14 protein-coding genes are annotated in these 21,126 nt (G+C 33.8%); 6 read left to right on the top strand and 8 right to left on the bottom strand.

All coding sequences use genetic code 11. The annotated features are described in order from the left end of the window. Window positions 1-23: 23 nt before the first annotated feature. On the bottom strand, window positions 24-2,294 hold the full coding sequence (locus tag Q0505_RS08055) for an aconitate hydratase (protein WP_299211128.1): 2,271 nt from the start codon (window positions 2,292-2,294) through the stop codon (window positions 24-26). A 377-nt stretch (window positions 2,295-2,671) separates the two neighbouring features. Here Q0505_RS08055 and Q0505_RS08050 point away from each other — a divergent pair, with 377 nt between their 5' ends. From Q0505_RS08050 to Q0505_RS08035, 4 genes are all read left to right on the top strand, one after another. Continuing rightward, window positions 2,672-2,893 carry a hypothetical protein gene (locus Q0505_RS08050; protein WP_299211125.1) on the top strand — a complete coding sequence of 74 codons (222 nt, stop codon included), beginning with the start codon at window positions 2,672-2,674 and terminating at the stop codon, window positions 2,891-2,893. 183 nt (window positions 2,894-3,076) lie between these two features. Then, complete coding sequence (locus Q0505_RS08045) at window positions 3,077-3,523, top strand: hypothetical protein (RefSeq protein ID WP_299211122.1); 447 nt, start codon at window positions 3,077-3,079, stop codon at window positions 3,521-3,523. 70 nt (window positions 3,524-3,593) lie between these two features. Further along, window positions 3,594-5,795: a lantibiotic dehydratase family protein gene (locus tag Q0505_RS08040; protein ID WP_299211119.1), complete on the top strand. Its 2,202-nt coding sequence runs from the start codon at window positions 3,594-3,596 to the stop codon at window positions 5,793-5,795. 53 nt (window positions 5,796-5,848) lie between these two features. Further along, window positions 5,849-7,042, top strand: coding sequence for a lanthionine synthetase LanC family protein (locus Q0505_RS08035; RefSeq protein WP_299211116.1), 1,194 nt, complete (start codon window positions 5,849-5,851; stop codon window positions 7,040-7,042). A gap of 1 nt (window position 7,043) precedes the next feature. Here the strand turns inward: Q0505_RS08035 and Q0505_RS08030 are convergent, their stop codons facing one another. The 5 genes from Q0505_RS08030 to Q0505_RS08010 are packed head-to-tail and all read right to left on the bottom strand — an operon-like array spanning window position 7,044 to window position 13,073. After that, window positions 7,044-7,931: a thiopeptide-type bacteriocin biosynthesis protein gene (locus Q0505_RS08030; RefSeq protein ID WP_299211114.1), complete on the bottom strand. Its 888-nt coding sequence runs from the start codon at window positions 7,929-7,931 to the stop codon at window positions 7,044-7,046. A gap of 15 nt (window positions 7,932-7,946) precedes the next feature. Continuing rightward, complete coding sequence (locus Q0505_RS08025) at window positions 7,947-8,900, bottom strand: MoxR family ATPase (RefSeq protein WP_299211111.1); 954 nt, start codon at window positions 8,898-8,900, stop codon at window positions 7,947-7,949. Between the two features lie 5 nt (window positions 8,901-8,905). Further along, the gene (locus Q0505_RS08020; RefSeq protein WP_366519380.1) at window positions 8,906-10,273 is read right to left on the bottom strand and encodes a peptidylprolyl isomerase; all 1,368 of its coding nucleotides are present in this window, start codon (window positions 10,271-10,273) and stop codon (window positions 8,906-8,908) included. Further along, window positions 10,257-11,117: a peptidyl-prolyl cis-trans isomerase gene (locus Q0505_RS08015; protein ID WP_299211108.1), complete on the bottom strand. Its 861-nt coding sequence runs from the start codon at window positions 11,115-11,117 to the stop codon at window positions 10,257-10,259. Before Q0505_RS08015 ends, Q0505_RS08020 begins: the two co-directional genes overlap by 17 nt. Further along, on the bottom strand, window positions 11,118-13,073 hold the full coding sequence (locus tag Q0505_RS08010; RefSeq protein ID WP_299211105.1) for a peptidylprolyl isomerase: 1,956 nt from the start codon (window positions 13,071-13,073) through the stop codon (window positions 11,118-11,120). It abuts the gene before it with no gap. 135 nt (window positions 13,074-13,208) lie between these two features. Between Q0505_RS08010 and Q0505_RS08005 the strand changes: the two genes are divergently transcribed. Further along, window positions 13,209-15,458 carry an ATP-binding protein gene (locus Q0505_RS08005; RefSeq protein WP_299211102.1) on the top strand — a complete coding sequence of 750 codons (2,250 nt, stop codon included), beginning with the start codon at window positions 13,209-13,211 and terminating at the stop codon, window positions 15,456-15,458. A 222-nt stretch (window positions 15,459-15,680) separates the two neighbouring features. Here Q0505_RS08005 and Q0505_RS08000 read toward each other — a convergent pair whose 3' ends face one another. Both Q0505_RS08000 and Q0505_RS07995 read right to left on the bottom strand, forming a co-directional pair. Further along, window positions 15,681-19,109, bottom strand: a complete 3,429-nt coding sequence (locus Q0505_RS08000; RefSeq protein WP_299211099.1) for a methylmalonyl-CoA mutase family protein — start codon at window positions 19,107-19,109, stop codon at window positions 15,681-15,683. Window positions 19,110-19,416: 307 nt separating this feature from the next. After that, a complete protein-coding gene (locus Q0505_RS07995; protein ID WP_299211096.1) occupies window positions 19,417-20,370 on the bottom strand; it encodes an MBL fold metallo-hydrolase in 954 nt (317 codons plus the stop codon). Between the two features lie 32 nt (window positions 20,371-20,402). On the opposite strand from Q0505_RS07995, the gene Q0505_RS07990 reads away from it, so the two are divergent. Next, window positions 20,403-21,110, top strand: coding sequence for a DUF4197 domain-containing protein (locus Q0505_RS07990; protein WP_299211093.1), 708 nt, complete (start codon window positions 20,403-20,405; stop codon window positions 21,108-21,110). Window positions 21,111-21,126: the final 16 nt, after the last annotated feature.

The following is a 21,126-nucleotide window of genomic DNA, read 5'->3' as shown; positions in this document are numbered from 1 at the left end:
TTCTATATATCATATTCATAAGCTTATGCAGCATTTTCCTTTTTGATCAGGTTTAAAGCACTTCCTTCGTTATACCAATCAATTTGAGGTTGGTTATAGGTATGGTTTACTTTAATCACGTCTTTACTTCCATCGGCATGAACAACCTCTATCGTTAATGGCTTATCTGGAGCAAACTCGTTTAAGTCTAAGAAGTTGAACGTATCATCTTCTTGGATAAGATCGTAATCTGCTTCATTAGCAAAAGTTAATCCGAGCATCCCTTGTTTTTTAAGATTAGTCTCATGGATACGTGCAAAACTTTTTACAATCACCGCAGCCACTCCTAAGTGACGTGGTTGCATGGCAGCATGCTCACGAGAGGATCCTTCACCATAGTTATGATCTCCTACTACTATTGTTTTAATCCCTGCGGCTTTGTATGCACGTTGTGTATCTGGTACACCTCCATATTCCCCAGTTAATTGATTCTTAACAAAGTTTGTTTTTTTATTAAAAGCGTTTACGGCTCCTATCAACGTATTGTTTGCAATATTATCTAGATGACCTCTGAAACGTAACCAAGGACCTGCCATTGAAATATGATCGGTGGTACATTTTCCAAATGCCTTTATCAATAATTTAGCTCCTGTAATAGCATTTCCTAAAGGTTCAAATGGTGTTAATAATTGTAAACGTTCTGAATCTTCATTAACAACAACAATAATGTGTCTTCCATCTTCTTCTGGTGCTAAGTATCCATTATCTTTTACTTCAAATCCTTTTGGAGGTAATTCCCATCCTGTAGGCTCATCAAACATCACTTCTTGTCCATCTTCATTAATTAATGAATCTGTAAGCGGATTAAAGTCCAAACGACCTGCAATTGCGATTGCTGCTGTGATTTCCGGAGAAGCTACAAAGGCATGCGTATTAGGATTTCCATCTGCACGCTTTGCAAAGTTTCTATTAAAAGAATGTACGATACTATTCTTGGGTGCATTTTTAGGATCACTATAACGTGCCCACTGCCCGATACAAGGGCCACATGCATTGGTAAAAATCTTAGCATCTAAGTTTTCAAAAACTTGTAAGATTCCGTCTCGTTCTGCAGTGTAGCGTACTTGTTCAGAACCTGGGTTAATCCCTAATTCTGACTTCATCTTCAACCCTTTATCAATCGCTTGTTGTGCAATTGAAGAGGCTCTTGATAAATCTTCGTAAGATGAATTGGTACAAGATCCGATTAATCCCCATTCTACTTGTAAAGGCCATTCATTTGCTGTTGCCTTTTTGGTCATTTCAGTACCTACTGTTGTAGATAAATCTGGGGTAAATGGACCATTTAATAACGGCCCTAATTCTGAAAGATTAATTTCTATCACCTGATCAAAATACTGCTCAGGATTTGCATATACTTCTGGATCTGCAGTAAGGTGTTCTTTTACTTTATTTGCGGCATCGGCTACATCTTCTCTATCGGTTGCTCTTAAGTAACGCTCCATCGACTCATCATATCCAAACGTAGACGTGGTTGCTCCTATTTCGGCTCCCATATTACAGATAGTTCCCTTTCCTGTACAAGACATTGCAGTCGCACCAGGTCCAAAATATTCAACAATAGCTCCAGTTCCTCCTTTTACGGTAAGAATTTCAGCTACTTTAAGAATCACATCTTTAGGTGCTGTCCATCCACTTAATTTACCTGTAAGTTTAACTCCGATAAGTTTAGGGAATTTAAGCTCCCACGCCATTCCTGCCATTACATCTACAGCATCTGCTCCACCAACACCAATAGCGACCATACCTAGACCACCTGCGTTTACGGTATGCGAATCAGTACCAATCATCATTCCGCCTGGAAAGGCATAATTTTCTAAAACTACTTGATGAATAATTCCTGCACCAGGCTTCCAGAAACCAATACCATATTTATTTGATACAGACTCCAAGAAATTAAATACCTCACTACTTACGTCATTTGCATGCTTTAAATCTTTTGCAGCTCCTTCTTTTGCTTGGATTAAGTGATCACAATGTACAGTGGTGGGAACTGCTACTTTATCTTTACCGGCTTGCATAAACTGTAATAAAGCCATTTGTGCAGTAGCATCTTGACAAGCTATTCTATCTGGAGCAAAATCTACATAATGTTTGCCTCTTTCAAAAGCTTTTGTAGGTGTTCCTTCCCATAAATGGGAATATAAAATCTTTTCAGAAAGGGTTAATGGTTTTCCTACAAGGTCACGAGCTGTATCTACACGCTCTGCCATTTTTTTGTAGACTCCCTTGATCATTTCTATATCAAATGCCATATACTTTTTGGTTTATTAAAGTTGTTTATTGGTAGTACGAGCTACCTTATTTATCAATCTAGCGAAATTACGAAAACGAAGCGACAAAGACAATAGCAACGCCAACGATTCCCTATATCACATCTTATAAATGAGATATGCGAAAAAACACCCTATAATAATATCATAATCATAAAAAAAGGGACTAGAAATTGTAAAATGTATAATTTCTAGTCCCTTTGAGGGTTTCTAACTGGATACGCTTTCGCGAAAGCGTAAATCTGCTTTATATAATGCTCCAGATATGAATATTATAATGTTAAATTATAAAATATAATTTTAGACTTTAAAAAAAAAAGTATATTTAAAGTATTATAATCATATAAAATACGAAAATTATGCAAAAAAAAAATGTAAAGAAGTTGTCATTGAAAAAGAAAGAAATTTCTAAGTTAGGAGCAAAAATCACTTTAGGAGGAGCAGGTGGACCATCTAATGGATCCCCTTGTCCGTCTGTACAAACACTAGAGACTTGTGAGTCTATAGGTACTCAGTGTGGAGGTTTAACCTATGATTTTAATTGTAGACCATCAGAGATTGTTAGATGTCCACAACAATAATATATTATTATTATTTTTCAAAAAGAGGATTTAATTAAATCCTCTTTTTGCTTTTAAACTAAAACTTACTCTAAAATTAGTTTAAAAAAATCAACTTCATTTAATACAATTTACTGCATGCTATCTTACAATGTTAAAGAACCTATACATTATTCTCCTGTATTTGACGTATTGATATATAATATGATACAAATTAGATTAAACACTTTTTTCTTGGTAGGAAGGCTAAGTACTAGTCAATTAGATTATAGTAATGAGTACTATACTAATAGTATTGGAAGCTTATTACTACATATAAATTTTTTACAATTTGAGTTTTTGATTACACATCTTGAAAAAAGATTTATGACAAATGAAGAGATTGTAAGATATACTCCTGCATTCCAAGAAAATCTCGTAAAAAAAATGATAAAAAATCATCCTATTAATTACTATACTGGTCTAATGCTTGAAACTAGAGATCTAATCATTAAACATTTTATGAAAAAAGATGATGATTGGTTATTAAATGATAAAAAAGGAAAAGATAACATCTATTCTATATATAGACATCTTCTTGATGATGAGCTTAGTCACCAAGGTCAAATAAAGTTGATCAAAAAGCAAATTATTAAAAGAAAGGTTCAATGAGCCTTTTAAAAAAAATTAAATAAACAAATATCAAGTTACGCCAGATATAGAAACAAATTATAACAAAAAAATGTATTCATATTTTGATGATTTTTTAATACGCACACCATCTTTTACGTTTGAAGAGCTAAAACAATATCTATTTCAAAAAGAATTTAAAGATGAAGATTATGAAGATTTATGTAAAAATAAATTTTTTATGGATGCTATATACATAGCATCCCCTGTTTTATATAATCGAATACAAAAAATGTTGTTAGGCGAACTTGATCTTAAGAAAAAAGAGAAAGTACAATCATCAATTATTAAGTATTTTATTAGAATATCTAGTAGATGTACACCTTATGGCCTTATGGCTGGAATTGGGATAGGAAAAATTACCAACACCACGAATCTTTCTATTAATGATTGTAGCTATTACTCAAGATTAGATATGGGTATATTACAATCTATTGTCTCTATGCTTGTATCCCAAGAACCCATTAGAGAACAACTCTCATATATACCTAATAACTCCATTTATACTATTGGGAATAATATTAGATATATAGAAAAATATATAGTCGCTGGAAACTATAAGTTTAAGGTAAGTGAAATAGAACATACTAGTTATCTAGAAAATCTATTACTTTTTTCAAAAGATATTTGCAGTTTTAAAGAACTCACAGATTTTATAGTAGATCATGTAGAGGTTGATCCTGACGAAGCTAAGGAATACATTCATGAATTAATTGATAATCAAGTCTTAGTAGATGAACTACAGCTAGGCGTTACAGGTGATGACAACTTTGATTTTCTTATTAAAAAATTGAAATTTATTTCTTTATCACCAGAATTATATGAATTTGTTTTCAATCTTGAAAAATCTATACAAACAATAAAAGAGGAACCTGAAAATTTGATAGCCAATATCAATGAGCTCAAACAGAATTTAAAGAAATATTTTGAACATCAAAATCTTAATAACCTTATTCAAATTGATTTAAAATCTTCTGCATCTAATATTACAATAGAAAGCAATCTTATTAATAAAATAAAAAATGGAATTTATGTTATTAATAAATTAAGACCAAATAATAAAACTGATACAATGAAAGATTTTAAAGAATCTTTTAGAAGCCGCTATGAGGATAGGGATATTTTGCTATCAAAAGTATTAGATATTGAAACTGGTATTGGATATTATAATAATAGCACTGAAAGTGGCTTATCCCCTTTATTAGAAGGCTTACCGTTTTTTATAAATATAGAACAAAGTGATTCTTTACCATGGAATGCAATTAATAAATTTTTGTATGAAAAAATTCAAAAAGCAATTAAGCAAGGAGAAGCTGTAGTACAAATCACAAAGAAAGAAATCAATATTTTTCCTGAAAACACAGAACAGTTACCCTCAACAATTTCAGTAATGTCTGAATTATTGCTTGAAAACGGGCAAGAAAAAATTAAAATCCTTCCTTTTGGTGGCTCCAGTGCTACAAATCTTATTGCTCGTTTTTCTCACTTAGATAAAGAAATAGAGAATTTTGTATTAAAAATAGCTGATTTTGAAAAGAATTTTGATGAAAATTCAATCATTGCTGAAATTGCTCATCTTCCTGAACCTAGAGCTGGCAATATTCTTGCAAGACCTACAATAAGAGAATATGAAATTCCATATATAGCAAAATCAAGTGTAGACAAAATGCACACTATAGATATAAATGATATTTATGTATCTGTAAATGCATATGGGAAAATATACTTAAAATCTAAACAGTTAAATAAAGAAATAAAACCACAACTTTCTACCGCACATAACTATCATGATAGCAGTCTACCTATATATAAATTCTTGTGTGATTATCAGAATGAAAATACAACTAATGAGTTTTATTTGGATATTGGACCTTTAACTTCACTTTTTGACTATATCCCAAGAATTGAGCATGATAGCGTTATCCTACGATATGCGACATGGTACATACAAAATGAAGAGCTTAAGGATATTAGAAATTCTTTTCATAGTGATGAACTACTAAGGTCTAAAATCTTAGAGTTTAAGGAAAAAAGAAAAATTCCAGATATTTTTATTTTATCAGAAGGAGATCTTGAAATTACAATCAGTTTATTAAATATTGATTTAATAAAAATTTTCTTGAATCTGACCAAAAACAAAGCTATAATTTCTATCAGAGAATTTTTATTTCTAAACCAAAGAATAGTCAAAAAAGAAAAAAGTTCAAACTCATATACAAATCAACTTATATTTAGTTTTTTTAAAGAAAAGTAAATTTTATAAAACTAGATTTTCATCGAGATTAATAAAAGATTAAAGCTACAATAATGCATAAAGAGCAGATTAAAAAAATTATAATAGAATTTGAACATTTTTTTTCTCAAGATCTCTCGACTCATATTAACGAAGGAAATGTAGGTCTCCTTTCTGGTCGATGTTCTCTACTTTTTTCAAATGCCATTTTATGTTTAAATAATGAAACATTAGATCGTTCTATATATATCGATGAGCATATTGAATACATTATTGAAACTCTTGATGAAAATTCAAATCTATTTGTTTCTTTAAGTAATGGTATAGCTGGCGTAGGTTTCTGTCTACATTATATCCAAGAAAATAATTTAAGTGAATATGATCTAGAAGACACATTGGAAGAGATTGATGAAATTCTAGAGGATACTATGTATGAAACTGGTCAAAATGAAAATAACTTTGACCCCCTTCATGGATCAATTGGAATTGCCTTGTACCTTATAAAGCGCAAAAAATATTTTTCTTCTATAGCAATTTTAGTTCAAAAAATATATGATAAAATTATTAAAGATGAACATGAATTTAAATGGCAAACATACGACCAATTTAGAACTAAAAAGATGGTATATGATTTTGGGCTTGCCCATGGAAATGCAAGTTTATTATTTTTCCTCTCCAAATGCTATAACCACAATATAAACTCAGATTTATCAAAAGATATGATGTATAATATCATTTCCTTTTATAATAGAAATGAGCAAAAAATTGAAGAAACAGGGTCTATATATCCTTCTTCTATAAGTGTTGAGAGTTACTCTTCAAATAAACAATCATTCTCTAGATTAGCATGGTGTTATGGAGATTTGGGAGCTTTACATGCTTTGTTTTTTGCAGCAACATCATTGGAAGATAAACTGTTAATTAAGCATTTTAAAGACTTAATAATTCAAACTACTTCGAGAAAAGAGCCGGCTGAAACAATCATAAAAGATGCTTGTTTTTGTCATGGAAGTGCTGGTCTAGCTCATATTTATTCAAAATTATCTAAAAAAATTGATGATTACAGAGTTAAGGAAGCTGCAACATATTGGTTAAAAGAAACTCTTGGTTATAAAAAATCAGACGATGTATTTTTTAGTTTAAGAGATGATGTAGAAAACATAAATTATATGTCTTTACTTGATGGAGTCACTGGTGTTTCTTCTGTATTATGCTCTATAGACAATATAAAAATTAAAGAATGGGATTCTTTTTTATTATTATCATAAACTATTTTCTTCTTGCCTTTAATGATTGATAATATCTAAATAAGAAATCATAAATCACTAATTCATTAGCTCTATTTTTTACTAAAAATAACCTATTACATAACATATGAATATGACTACAGATCAAACTATTTATAGATACATCTAATGTCCCCTGGGCTTCACTATCTATAATATCTAAACAAGGACCTTTGATGTTTTCTTCTTTAGTATTAATAAGATTACTTAAAAAATCATAATTTTTATCATTACAATAAGATTTAGTCAAAAAGAATTCTATTTCTTTTTTATTGGCTCTATATTTCTTGCTAAGTTCTTGTCTAAAAATCTTAGATACACCAAACTCTTTATAATAGCTTTCTTTTAAAAAGTTAGAAATAAAAATTTTAGTATCTAAATCACATTTAAAAGAATCTAATAAACTATCTATAGCAGATAACCCAGAAAGCCATCTCAAATTTTCATTACTATCATTCTCTTTATAATATTTCAAAAAAGAAAGGATAAACATAGAATCAAAATAGAATATATCCTCGCTAAAATCTATGGTATTACTTCCATATCTTTCTAGTTCACGTTTATAAGTGTCTATTTGATAATTCCAGATTAAGCCATGATCAACATAAAGTTTAATACTTGGAAGTATTTTCTGTATTAAAACACCTATGTCTTCTTGTTTTTTTAAGCGAAGTCGTATTCTTAAATGATAATCAGGGTCAGCATATCTTATAAAGAACCATTCAGTAATAATATTATTTTTAAGAAGGTGATTTACAATATTATAAAATTCTTCAGTTAAAAACACTTCCGATGTTTCTGGACCCAAATAAATTTTAAAAAAAAACCATTCCTCTCCTAATAGAAATATCCTTTTAGCTTTATAATTCATGCTTATAGAATAATTTTAAAATAAGCTTTTAATAATATCTTCTATGCTGAGACCTTCTGCTTCTGCTTTATAATTTTTAATTAATCTATGACGTAAAATTCCCGTAGCAACGGCTTGTACATCTTCAATATCTGGAGAATATTTACCGTTGACAGCTGCATGCGTTTTTGCGCCTAATATTAAGTTTTGAGAGGCTCTTGGTCCTGCTCCCCAATCTACATAATCATTAATAATTTGTGTGGCTGTTTTGGTCTTGGGCCTTGTTTTGCTTACAAGTTGTACCGCATATTCTATCACATTGTCTGCGACAGGAATACGACGAATTAACTGCTGAAAATCAATAATTTCTTGATCAGAAAAAAGCGAATTTACGACAGGCTTATGATCTGAAGTGGTTGCTTTTACAACATCTACTTCTTCCTGAAATGAAGGATAATCTAGGTTAATTGCAAACATAAAACGGTCTAATTGCGCTTCTGGTAAAGGATACGTTCCTTCTTGCTCAATTGGATTTTGGGTTGCCAACACAAAATAAGGCAAACTAAGTGGGTACCTATTTCCAGCAACAGTCACAATACGTTCTTGCATCGCTTCTAATAATGCTGCTTGTGTTTTTGGAGGTGTGCGGTTGATCTCATCGGCCAAGATGATATTTGAAAATACAGGTCCTTTTATAAACTTAAACTGACGCGATTCATCAAGGATCTCTGATCCCAAAATATCACTCGGCATTAAATCAGGTGTAAACTGAATACGTTTAAAATCCAGCCCTAATGCAGTCGCAATGGTATTTACCATTAATGTTTTTGCGAGACCAGGGACTCCTATTAATAAGGCGTGACCTCCAGAAAATATAGAAATAAGAATCTCATCTATGACTCTTTCCTGTCCTACAATTACTTTTGCAATTTCAGCTTTAAGTTGTTTATGTTTTTCTACTAATTGATTTATAGCAGCTACGTCTGACATATTTTTTAATTTTTCAACCAGTTACTTACATATTCACAGTTACGGTTTTCACCATTCACTTTTATGTATGTCTCTTCTATTTTTTCTTTTTGCCAATCTGAGATTGTCTGAATTTGCTTTTCTCTAAGCGCTAAATCTTTAATCTTAATGTAATCTTTAGAATAATCGGCTTTATGCTCTTCTAATCTATTTTTTACAGTCATGATTTTAAAACGTGTCTTTCCAGTACGGCTAGGATCATTGAATACAAGTGATACTTCTCCGTCATTTAAGTCATTAACTTTCGTATATAAAGTAGGGTCTAATTTGTTTAATTCAAAACGCTTATCTAACGTTACTGGATTTACTAATACGCCACCGTCAAACTTAGTTTCCTTTTCATCAGAAAATTCACGAGCTGCTTCGTCAAAGGTAAGTTCTCCAGACTCGATACGTTTTTTGATACGTTCAATCTTATCTTTTGCTTCTTCTTCTTGTTCTTTATCTACGTCTGGAATTAATAAGATATGTCTGATTTCAAGTTTATCTCCTCTAATTTTTTCAAGAGTCGCAATATGGAATCCATATTCTGTTTCAAAAGGCTCACTTACCTCTCCTTCCTGTAATCCAAAAACAACATCTCTAAATTCTTTTACTAAAGGTGTTTTTCTGTCTATCATCATAAATCCTCCTTCACCTCTAGAAGCTAGATCGTCTGTATATAGTACTGCTTTGGTAGCAAAACTACTTCCATTATCAAGGATGTCTGATCTAAAGCTATTCAAACGATCAATGATTTTTTGTCGTTCTTCTTCGGTGGCTTTCGGTTCAATAACAATTTGTGCAATTTCAAGTTCTACACCAAAGGTAGGGAGCTCATCTTTTGGAATTCTTTCAAAGAAAGATTTTACCTCATCAGGAGTAACGTCTACCTCTGAAATGATTTTTTCATTCATACTTTCAGAAAGACGAATGTCTTTTCGGATAGAAAATAACTCAACTCTTAAATCAGCTATGTTATCTTTTTTATAAAATTCTAATACTTTTTGCTCAGATCCGCGTATTTGAATAAATCTATCAATCAATTGATCTACCTCTGAGTTGACTTGTGCATCATTCACAACGATACTGTCCTGAATGGCATGATGTGCGAGTAACTTATCTTCTAATAATTTACCCATTACTTGACAAGGGGTAATATCTACTGTAGACTGTCCTTGGCTTTTTATATCAAATAAAAATTTATCAATATCACTTTCTAAAATCAAATATTCACCTACAACACCTGCAACACCGTCTACTTTAAACTTAGTGAAAGAATTTGTAATACTATCTTGCGCCAATAAGGGTTGACATACAAATAGTATGATAAGGGTTCTAATTATATATTTCAAATTTTTTGTTTTTAATGGCATCATCTTTAATCTCCTTTTCAAGTTGCTTTGTGAGGGTTAACTTCCGTTTGTTTCTTATAATTTGGTTAATGGTTGGCCGCACATACGTTAAGGGTGCAATATCATTGCGTGATAGCGTTTCCTTGACAGCGATCAAATATAATCCTAATGAATCTCGTAGTTGTAAGAAATTTGTTTTTTTTAACAAATTATCAGCATTTGTGGCATCAATAGGTTGGATACTGTTTTGGACGACACTTCGTTTTACCCAAATGGAATCATTTAAAAAATAATTTTTAAACTGTAATCGTATAGAATCTAGCACCACTTTGTCTTCTTCTTTAAAATTGATAAAGAGTTTTGCTAGATTATTAGTATCATTATAGTCTGGTGCTAGATGAATATATCTAAGCTTCACTAATTCTTCATTAAGTCGGAAGTTTTCCTTATTCTGCTCATAAAACTCCTGCGCTTCTTGATCTGACACCACACTATCTAATCGTTGTTGAATCAATCTGTCTTTGTATAGCTTTATGTATAGGTCAGTACGATAATCTTGAACGAGTTGCTCAAATTGATCTTGCTCATCTTTAGATAAGTTAAGTAAAGCACCATCAAGTAGTAATCTATTTGTTGCCCAATCGTTGATATAACTATTTACAACCGTAGTGCTATCTAAAGAAAATGTAGCTGCATTAAAAATAGTTTCAATATCTGATTTGTATAAATACGTATCATTTACTCTAGCAACAGCATCTTGATCTGCTTTGGTCTTATTAAAGAAATCACAGGAAATGAGTGATAAGCATCCTGCAAAAAGTACTATGTACTGTGGTAATTTCATTTATTTTAATGTACTAATAAAACGATCTAAAACGGCTTCGTTTACTTTTATTGTAGCGCTATCCTTTAGGCTTTGTAACCAAACACTTTCTATATGTTTTTGATAATCATTTATAACAGCCCCTCTGGTTTCTTCCAGTGTTGGTAATTTGGAAGGTTGAATCTCTTCAACATCATACAATACATAATCCGTACGTAATTCGTATATTTTACTAATTTCTTTTTCTGGTGTAAAACTAGGTGCTATATAAGTCGAATCATTTGAAGCCACTTCCCGCTGTGTAAACAAAACGTTTACTTGATCATTTATATTGAATCTTTTTTCAATTTCTTCCTTTGAAGTTCCTTTTTGTAGCAGCTTTCTTGCCGTTGAAAGCGTCTTTTTATCCGATGCTGTAACCATCGTCATTTTTAGCATCTCAGGCAATCTGTACCTCTCTTTGTTTTTTACAAAGTATTCTTGAAGACCTGTGGTGTCTGTTTTTGCTACGTTCCACACCTTTGATTCCAATAACTCAAAAAGCAACAATCCTTCTCTATATTCTCTAATCAGCGCATTGAATGCTGAATCCATCTCTTCCAAATGATTCTCATGGTACTTTCTAATCATCTTATTGGTCCAAACAAATGCCTGCGTCTTTATAAGGTCTTCTTTATTTACATAAGCTCCTCCTCTTTGGAAACGCTCTAAATGCTCTCCGAAAGTATTGTATGTAAATGTGGTATCTTTAAGTGTAAATGCTACTTTTTGCTTATCAGATTCACTTGGAACATATTTCCATTTTCTGTTCGTAAAATCAGCATCAGACAGGCGAGACATAAAATACGATTGAAGTTCTTTATTTTCCTTTACCTTATATAAGAAGCGTAATTTTGAGTCTAACGAGTCTGATATTTGCTTTGCTCTAATATCTCTTTTTAATTTTTCTTCTATAACTCCACGCTCTTCTTTATAAGAACCTACAGGAAATCGCTGGATTAATTTAGCGATATGCCAGCCAAATTCAGATCTAAAAGGGGTTGTGTATGTCCCTTTTTCTTTGATGCTAAATACCTGTTCTTCAAAAATTTTACTACTTAATTGCCCAGATTCAAAACGATCTAACATCCCTCCTTTTACCGAAGAACGTTTATCATCACTATGAGTCTGTGCTAGTTTTTCAAAAGACTCTCCTTGCTCTAACAATGCATAGATCTCTTTAATCCGTTTTTCTGGATCTAATGCTGTATCTTTTTGTTTTAGCGTAAGCATAATATGCGCTACTTGAATACCACCTCGTGCTGGACGCTTATCAGTAGGCTGCACAATGTGATAGCCAAATCGTGTCTTAAATGGTTTGGAAACACTTCCCGTTTCTGTAGCATAAGCAGCGGTTTCAAATGGGTACACCATTTTAAAAGCTTTAAACCAGCCTAATTCTCCTCCGTTTGATTTTGCCGAAGGATCTTCACTGTATTGCTTTGCGATCACTTCAAAGTTTTCGCCTGCCAGAATCCGATCACGTGCTTCATTAATTTTAGCGAAAGCTTTCAAAGTATCTTCAGGAGAAGCATCTGGTGCCGTTTTTACAAGAATATGACGTGCATTTACTTCTGTCACCGTACGATTGTATGCCTCTTTAACTAAAGATTCAGTAACATCTACATCTGTAAGGTAATTTTTAAGAAGTTGCTCTCTGTATCCTTTGAGTTCTTTTATGTACGCGGGGTTTTTATCTAAGCCCTGGGCATAGGCTTCTTGTACTTTGAGCTTGTATTCTTTAAAAAGTTCTAAATAAGCTCTAGGATCTTTTTGGGAATCATCTTGAACTAAACTAATATTCTTAAGATACACGGCTTTAAATTCTTCAACAGAGATGTCTTGTCCGTTTATTGTTAAAAGGGTAGCATCATTACTTTGTGCATAGCACAGAGAAATACTAAAGAATACTAAAAAGGAATATAAGTACTTTATCATAACGTATGTAAGGATTTGCAAAAATAACAAATCTAACGCGCTATACAAGGCACAAACAGATGGTGAGAATTATTTTTTTTTTGAAAAAACAACACACTGCCCATTTTTCTGTATTTTAACGCAAATTATGCAGTAATGTCTTACGCTCAATTTATAAAAAAACTACGCCTTAGCTCCTTTAGAACCAAGGCTATTTTATCCTTTTTAGCATTTCTAGCTTCCCTTATCGTTTGGGTCGCTTCCTATTTTTATATTCATAGAAAAGATGCGATTTCTGAAAACTTAGCGATTGAAATTCTTGACGTATCTAAACAGTTTAATGCCAATATAGATAATTACAACACCTTCTTTTATACAGGATACAGAGATGCCGCTTTTTATAACAAATCAGAGGCAAGTTCTTTATACACTTATCTTGCAAATTTACGTTCTATACCTGATCAATTAGAAGTCATAGAACAGGATGCTTTAGAAATTCAAATTCCTATTGATATACAAAAAGTCAAAAATCAGTATAAAAATCTTCGTAAAGATGTGATTACGCTTGTCGCGAAAATGGAGCGTAGAGGCTATAAAGATTTTGGAATAGAAGGCGAAATGCATGAAAAAGCAAAGATATTAACTGAAAGTGACGATGTCGATAAAGCAACAATCCTACAATTACGGACCCTTGAAAAAGATTATCTAATGAAAGGGGAACCAGAATATATCCAAGATTTTGAAACTATATCAGGTCAATTATTAACCGACCGGACGCTAGGCGATAGCACACGTATTTTATTACGAGGGTATATTCAAGATGTGCGTAGTATAATCAACTTAAATAATGAAATAGGGATTTTTTCAGAAACTGGATTACATAAAAATATCAAAGAATTACATCGAATTATCCAAAAAGAACTTGCTGATATAAGTATCACAACAAGCAAAGCAATAGAATCTAAAAAACTATCACAGATAACAGCCATTTCTATTATAAGTATTCTCATAGCCTTTGTCCTTGTGCTTCTTATTTTATACCTATCAAAAAATCTTACTAAAGGAGTTCAGGCACTTAATGATAATATCCTTCAATTTATAGAAAGTGATTTTGAAGACACCCAAGAAATACACTCTGATCACAGCATTCTGGAGATAGATTCTCTTTTTGCAAGTTATCAAAAACTTAAAGAAACACTCGTTCAAAATATAGATGAGTTAGAAATAGCTGCAAAAAAGGCTACAGATAATGCGCATTACAAAACACAGTTTTTATCAAAAATGAGTCATGAGATGCGTACACCATTAAATGGTATTCAAGGAATGTTGCATCTTTTAAAATCAGCAGATGATTCGCCAGAAAAACAAGAAGAATATATTTCTATAGTAGATCGTTCTGTACATCAGTTATCAGATTTGATCACAATGGTACTTGACCATTCCAAATTGGAAACTGGCAATTTAGAAATACAAGAAAAATCTGTAAATCTAGAAAGAGATATCGCACAGTTAATGCGCATTTTTGAATACCAAGCAAAAGAGAAGAATTTAGACTTTGAATATCACAATCATAGTGACACTACATATAAAGTCTTTGTAGATTCTCTTCGCGTACAACAGGTACTTATTCACCTGATGAAAAATGCGATTAAGTTTACACAACAAGGTAAAATCACCATCACGATTGATGAATATGAGTCATCACCAGAATATCAACAACTTCGTTTTAGTGTGGGAGATACAGGAATTGGCATGGATGAAGATGACTTTGATAAATTACTAGAATCTTTTGAACAAGGAGATAATTCTAAAACACGAAAATTTGACGGTGCCGGTTTAGGAATGTCACTCTCAAATGATCTACTAAAATTAATGAATAGTAAACTAGAAGTACGCAGTACGCTAGGAAAAGGGACTATTTTCTATTTTGATTTATTACTTAAAAAAACGGAGCATAAAAGTAGAAAAGATGTTTCTAAAAAAATTAAAGTAGCGCTATCCAATAATCCTGAAAACACGCATGTACTCATTGTAGAAGATAATAAAATTAATCAAAAAGTAATTGAACGTTTGCTCTCAAAACTTCAGATCACTTGCGACATTGCGACCAATGGAAAAGAAGGTGTCGCATTATTTAAAAAAAATACCTATGATTTAATACTTATGGATATTAATATGCCCGTTATGGGAGGGCTTGAAGCGGCAAAACTTATTAAATCTTTAGAAAAATACAATACCCAAGCACCTCCAATCATTGCTATTACGGCTGCCAAAGCTGATCTTGATGATGATACACTAACCACAGAAAATAGTCTTGATGAATTTTTAGGAAAGCCTATCGATTTTGATACCTTAAAAACAATTATAAAAAAATACCTGAATATTAGCGAATTGGAAGACTCGTAATGGATTCAAATACGAGTGTGGTAATACCGACTCGCAGCTGTAAACTAACTTAACAACTCATAAGGGATCCCAAAGCGAGTTTGGTAATACCTAATACCCGACTCGTAGCTATAAACTAACATAACAACTCATAAGGGATCCCGAAACGCTACGCTTTCGGGATAAGCGATTCACAAACTTTAAAGAGCGCCCATTCGGTCGCTCTTTATAGTTGTTCTCTGCTTACATATTTCTTCTATACTGTCCTCCTACTTCAAACAGCGCGCTGGTGATTTGCCCTAAAGAACACACTTTGGTAGCTTCCATCAGATGTTCAAAGATATTCTCATTTTTAATCGCCGCTTCCTGAATTTTTGAAAGTTCCGCATCAATCTTATCTGCTTTTTCTTTTTGTAAATGCTCAAGCATAGTAATTTGATATTGCTTTTCTTCTTCGGTAGCTCTAATGACTTCAGCTGGGCGTACGGTTGGGCTTCCTTTACTGCTTAAGAATGTATTTACACCTATGATTGGAAACTCTCCCGTATGCTTTAAGGTTTCATAATATAAACTCTCTTCTTGAATCTTACTACGTTGATACATGGTTTCCATAGCGCCTAACACACCTCCACGTTCTGTAATACGATCAAATTCTAAAAGCACGGCTTCTTCAACTAGGTCTGTCAATTCTTCTATAATAAATGATCCTTGAATTGGGTTCTCATTCTGAGTCAACCCTAATTCTTTATTAATAATCAACTGTATCGCCATTGCACGACGTACGCTCTCTTCTGTAGGCGTTGTAATCGCCTCATCATACGCATTGGTATGCAATGAATTACAATTATCATAAATCGCATACAACGCTTGTAAGGTCGTACGAATATCATTAAAATCAATTTCCTGTGCGTGCAAACTACGTCCAGACGTCTGAATATGGTATTTAAGCATCTGAGCACGCGGATTGGCGTTGTACTTATTCTTCATCGCTTTTGCCCAAATCTTCCGAGCTACACGCCCTATCACGGCATATTCTGGATCGATTCCGTTGGAGAAAAAGAACGAGAGATTAGGTCCAAACTTATTGATATCCATTCCACGACTTAAGTAATACTCTACATACGTAAATCCGTTGGTGAGTGTTAATGCAAGTTGTGTAATAGGATTGGCGCCTGCTTCTGCGATATGATACCCAGAAATAGAAACCGAGTAAAAATTACGCACTTTTTGTTCTATAAAATATTGTTGTACATCCCCCATGAGTCGCAATGCAAACTCTGTAGAAAAAATACAGGTGTTTTGTGCTTGGTCCTCTTTAAGAATATCTGCTTGCACCGTTCCGCGAACTTGGGCAAGGGTTTCTGCTTTAATCTTCGCATACACATCTTCTGGTAATACTTGATCTCCAGTAACACCCAGAAGCATTAATCCAAGACCATCGTTTCCTTCTGGTAACTCGCCTTGATAAGCTGGACGGGTTTTCCCTTTATAGATGGCTGCTATCTTTGCTTCTACTTCTGCTTCTAGGCTATGTTCTTTTATATATTTCTCACAATTCTGATCGATCGCAGCATTCATAAAGAATCCTAATAACATAGGTGCTGGCCCATTAATGGTCATACTTACCGAGGTCATCGGGTGACTTAAATCAAATCCAGAATACAGTTTTTTAGCATCATCAAGACAACAGATACTTACCCCAGCATTTCCAATCTTTCCGTAGATATCTGGTCGACGTCCTGGATCATTTCCGTAAAGCGTGACACTATCAAAAGCGGTGCTTAAACGCTTTGCTGGCAAGCCAAGGCTTACATAATGGAAACGTTTATTTGTTCGCTCTGGTCCTCCTTCTCCTGCAAACATACGTGTAGGGTCTTCTCCTGTTCGCTTAAAAGGATACAAGCCCGCCGTGTATGGGAATTCACCTGGCACATTTTCTTGCAATACCCAATGCAATATATCTCCCCAAGCCTCATATTTAGGCAAGGCGACTTTAGGAATCTGTGTATGGGATAAGGATTCGGTATGTGTATCAATCTTAATTTCTTTGTCCCTTACTTTAAAGGTATAGACAGGTGTTTTATAACGATTTACTTTCTCGTCCCATCCTGTAATCACTTCCCAGTTATACGGATCTAAATCTAGTTTTACACGATCAAATTGTGCTACGAGAAGTTTAATTAGATCTTTGTTTTCTTCGGTTGCGTTATCGACTGCGCTCGAACTCACATCCAATCCTGCTTTATCTAATGCGGGTTTGCTGCCCACAATGCTCTCTATAGTTTTATAAATTCCGTATAAGGTTTGTGCGGTTTCTTTTTGCGCTTTCGCGAAAGCGTCATATCCCCTATTACTCTCGGAAATCTCGCTCAGATAACGCGTACGTGCTGGTGGAATGACAAAAATCTTTTCACTCATCTCCTTACTGATCTCAAACGTAGATGCCAGATCTGCCTCATTCACAGCGTTGACTTTCTCCATAATCTTCTTATAGAGCGTATTCATACCGGGATCATTAAATTGAGAGGCGATGGTTCCAAAAACAGGTAAATCATCTTGATGCGTATCCCAAAGGTTGTGGTTACGCATATATTGTTTTTTGACGTCACGCAATGCATCTAGCGAACCACGTTTATCAAACTTATTGATCGCCACCAAATCTGCAAAATCTAGCATATCGATTTTTTCCAATTGTGTGGCTGCACCAAACTCTGGGGTCATCACATACAAAGAGACATCAGAATGTTCTAAAATCTCTGTATCTGATTGACCAATTCCTGAGGTTTCCAGAATGATCAAATCATAGGCTGCCGCTTTCAGCACTTGAATAGCTTCGGCGACATATTTTGAAAGCGCAAGATTACTCTGGCGTGTGGCTAACGAACGCATATACACTCGTGGAGAATTAATCGCATTCATACGAATCCGATCTCCTAATAAGGCTCCTCCTGTTTTACGTTTGGATGGGTCTACAGAAATAAGACCAATCGTTTTTTCTGGGAAATCCACAAGAAAACGACGTACGAGTTCGTCAACCAACGATGATTTTCCTGATCCGCCGGTTCCTGTAATTCCTAATACAGGAGTTAAAGACGTTTTATTTTTTTCATGAATCGCTTTTAAAGCTTCGGCAGCAACTTCTGGAAAGTTTTCTGCTGCAGAAATGACTCTTGCAATTGCTCTAGGATTTTTCTCAACTAAGTGATCTACTTCGCCGTTTAATTGATCGCCTATAGGATAATCGGATTGTTGTACCAGATCATTGATCATTCCTTGTAATCCCATCTCACGCCCATCATCTGGAGAATAAATACGAGTAATCCCATACTCCATGAGTTCTTTGATCTCTTCTGGAAGAATCACACCTCCTCCACCTCCGAAGATTTTAATATGTCCCGCTCCTTTTTCTTTGAGGAGATCATACATATATTTAAAATACTCGTTATGTCCTCCTTGATATGATGTTAAGGCTATCGAATTTGCATCTTCCTGAATGGCGGTATTGACCACCTCTTCTACACTACGATCGTGCCCTAAATGAATCACCTCTACTCCCGTACTTTGTATGATCCGACGCATAATATTAATGGCAGCATCATGCCCATCAAAAAGAGAGGCTGCAGTAACGATACGAACTTTATTTTTTGGAGTATAAGGTGTGGCTTGTTTCATAATTTAGATATAGTACTATTTTAAGAGTGCAAAGGTATTAAAAAGAGCAACGAAATCGTTGTAAAAAGGAATTCATATTCCTTAAAACATCTAATAATTGTAACTAATTTATGTGTTCGATATCTGAATGACCCATACCATTTTTATCGCTTATAAGATACGATCATCACGTATCAATGAGTGCTATGACCAAGTATTGTTGAATATTATAAAAAGAATTATTGAGAATCGGTAAGTTAGTTTATAGCTCTTGACTGTGCTCGGTTCTCGACTGTGCTCGAACAGACCGAATCGTAGGCTATAGTTTTTATAAGCCATACATCTCCCCTTGCCTCGCAAAGCGATAGCCTTCTTTTTCTAAAGCAAGTCGTTTTGGATGCTGTTCATTCAATGCAGGATTAGAATGATTAAAGTGGATAAAAATTACTTTTGATTTTACAGCGCTTGTTTCGTTTTTAAAAAGCGCAGTAGTCTCATCTATAAAAGGATGCGGGACTTCACTCATAGGTCTTGGGATTTCGCCTTCAGAGAAAAAAGTCGCATCTATAAACGCATAATCTACGTTCTTCACTTCGGCTACAATAGACCTTTCCCATTTGAACCACTTATCAATATCAGGAATAAGCAAGGCTATTTTTTCTGGCCCTTCGATTCGGTAGCCTACAGTTTCAGAAAACTCATCTCTATGTGGCACTAGGAATGGTGTGATCTTTAGCTTTCGCGAAAGCGTAATTATACTATCTGCCTGCATAGGACGAATGTTTATATTTTCTAAATCCACCAACTGACTCCACGGACCATTGGTTTCTAGAAAGGTTTTCATTCTTGGCATGGCATACACCGGAATCGCTTTGCTTCCCATTGCCTCTCGTCCAAAGTGCATTAAGCCTGTATAATGCCCTATATGTGCATGGGTTAAGAAAACACCGTCTACAATAGTGTTTGAAGCTATCTCCTGATGTAAAAAATAGAGCTGTTCTGGCAGATCTGGCGTTGCTTCAAAAAGATATTTCTTTTGAGCATCTGTATCTATAAGTCCTAAACTGACCACACGCTCTTGAATTAGTTTTCCTTGACTCACTGCTTCAAACTCTTTCGAATTGTTAATATGTGGCATTCCGCCATCTTGTGCAATTCCTAACACCTTTATATATACCCCGTCCGTTTCTTGCGGATCGACTGTTTTTTGTGAAGTCTTTGAGGATTGTGAGCACCCAAAAATGAATAGGGATACCGCTATTATTGAAAATCTTAAATTCATATCTTTACCAAAATAATATCAAAGATACCCAAATGAAAAAGTTTATCGTTCTATGCTTAGCCATCAGTTTAAGTTCTTGTGCAGAATTACAACAGGTTGTAAATAATCTTCCGCAAGATGGAAACTTTGGTCTTTCTCAAGATCAGATAGGTGCAGGTTTAAGAGATGCATTACAATTAGGAATTGATAAACAAGTATCAAAACTTACGACAAAGGATGGTTTTTATAAAAACCAATTGACAAAAATCTTACTTCCTGAAGAGCTTCAAAAAGTAGATAAAACATTAAGAGATATTGGTCTTGGTAAATTAGCCGACGAAGGTCTTAAAGTATTGAATAGAGCTGCCGAAGACGCTGTAAAAGAAGCGACTCCTATATTTGTAGATGCTGTAAAAGGAATTACTTTTGCTGACGCGAAAACTATATTATTAGGAAGTGATGATGCTGCTACACAATATCTGACTTCAAAAACGCAACAAGCTTTATACAATAAGTTCAATCCCGTTATACAAAATTCTTTTAGTAAAGTAGGTGCTGATCAAATATGGGAAAATCTTATTAATCGCTATAATAGCATCCCGTTAACCAACAATGTTAATCCTGATCTTACAGATTACGTTACCCAAGAAGCTTTAAAAGGAGTATATACCATGATTGCGGTAGAAGAAAAACAAATCCGCACAAAGTACACTTCTAGAACCACAGATCTTTTAAAGAAGGTTTTTGCATTGCAAGATTAAGTTTTTAGTATACTGA

This window comes from uncultured Dokdonia sp. (assembly GCF_937910895.1).
GTDB lineage: Bacteria > Bacteroidota > Bacteroidia > Flavobacteriales > Flavobacteriaceae > Dokdonia.
The sequence above is the reverse complement of the archived record's forward strand: the minus strand, read 5'-3'. Positions and strand labels throughout refer to the sequence as shown.

Excerpts from the sequence above, each read along its gene's own strand:
- Q0505_RS08055 (WP_299211128.1), bottom strand. The coding sequence starts at position 2,294 with ATGGCATTTGATATAGAAATGATCAAGGGAGTCTACAAAAAAATGGCA.
- Q0505_RS08050 (WP_299211125.1), top strand. The coding sequence starts at position 2,672 with ATGCAAAAAAAAAATGTAAAGAAGTTGTCATTGAAAAAGAAAGAAATT.
- Q0505_RS08045 (WP_299211122.1), top strand. The coding sequence starts at position 3,077 with ATGATACAAATTAGATTAAACACTTTTTTCTTGGTAGGAAGGCTAAGT.
- Q0505_RS08040 (WP_299211119.1), top strand. The coding sequence starts at position 3,594 with ATGTATTCATATTTTGATGATTTTTTAATACGCACACCATCTTTTACG.
- Q0505_RS08035 (WP_299211116.1), top strand. The coding sequence starts at position 5,849 with ATGCATAAAGAGCAGATTAAAAAAATTATAATAGAATTTGAACATTTT.
- Q0505_RS08030 (WP_299211114.1), bottom strand. The coding sequence starts at position 7,931 with ATGAATTATAAAGCTAAAAGGATATTTCTATTAGGAGAGGAATGGTTT.
- Q0505_RS08025 (WP_299211111.1), bottom strand. The coding sequence starts at position 8,900 with ATGTCAGACGTAGCTGCTATAAATCAATTAGTAGAAAAACATAAACAA.
- Q0505_RS08015 (WP_299211108.1), bottom strand. The coding sequence starts at position 11,117 with ATGAAATTACCACAGTACATAGTACTTTTTGCAGGATGCTTATCACTC.
- Q0505_RS08010 (WP_299211105.1), bottom strand. The coding sequence starts at position 13,073 with ATGATAAAGTACTTATATTCCTTTTTAGTATTCTTTAGTATTTCTCTG.
- Q0505_RS08005 (WP_299211102.1), top strand. The coding sequence starts at position 13,209 with ATGTCTTACGCTCAATTTATAAAAAAACTACGCCTTAGCTCCTTTAGA.
- Q0505_RS08000 (WP_299211099.1), bottom strand. The coding sequence starts at position 19,109 with ATGAAACAAGCCACACCTTATACTCCAAAAAATAAAGTTCGTATCGTT.
- Q0505_RS07995 (WP_299211096.1), bottom strand. The coding sequence starts at position 20,370 with ATGAATTTAAGATTTTCAATAATAGCGGTATCCCTATTCATTTTTGGG.
- Q0505_RS07990 (WP_299211093.1), top strand. The coding sequence starts at position 20,403 with ATGAAAAAGTTTATCGTTCTATGCTTAGCCATCAGTTTAAGTTCTTGT.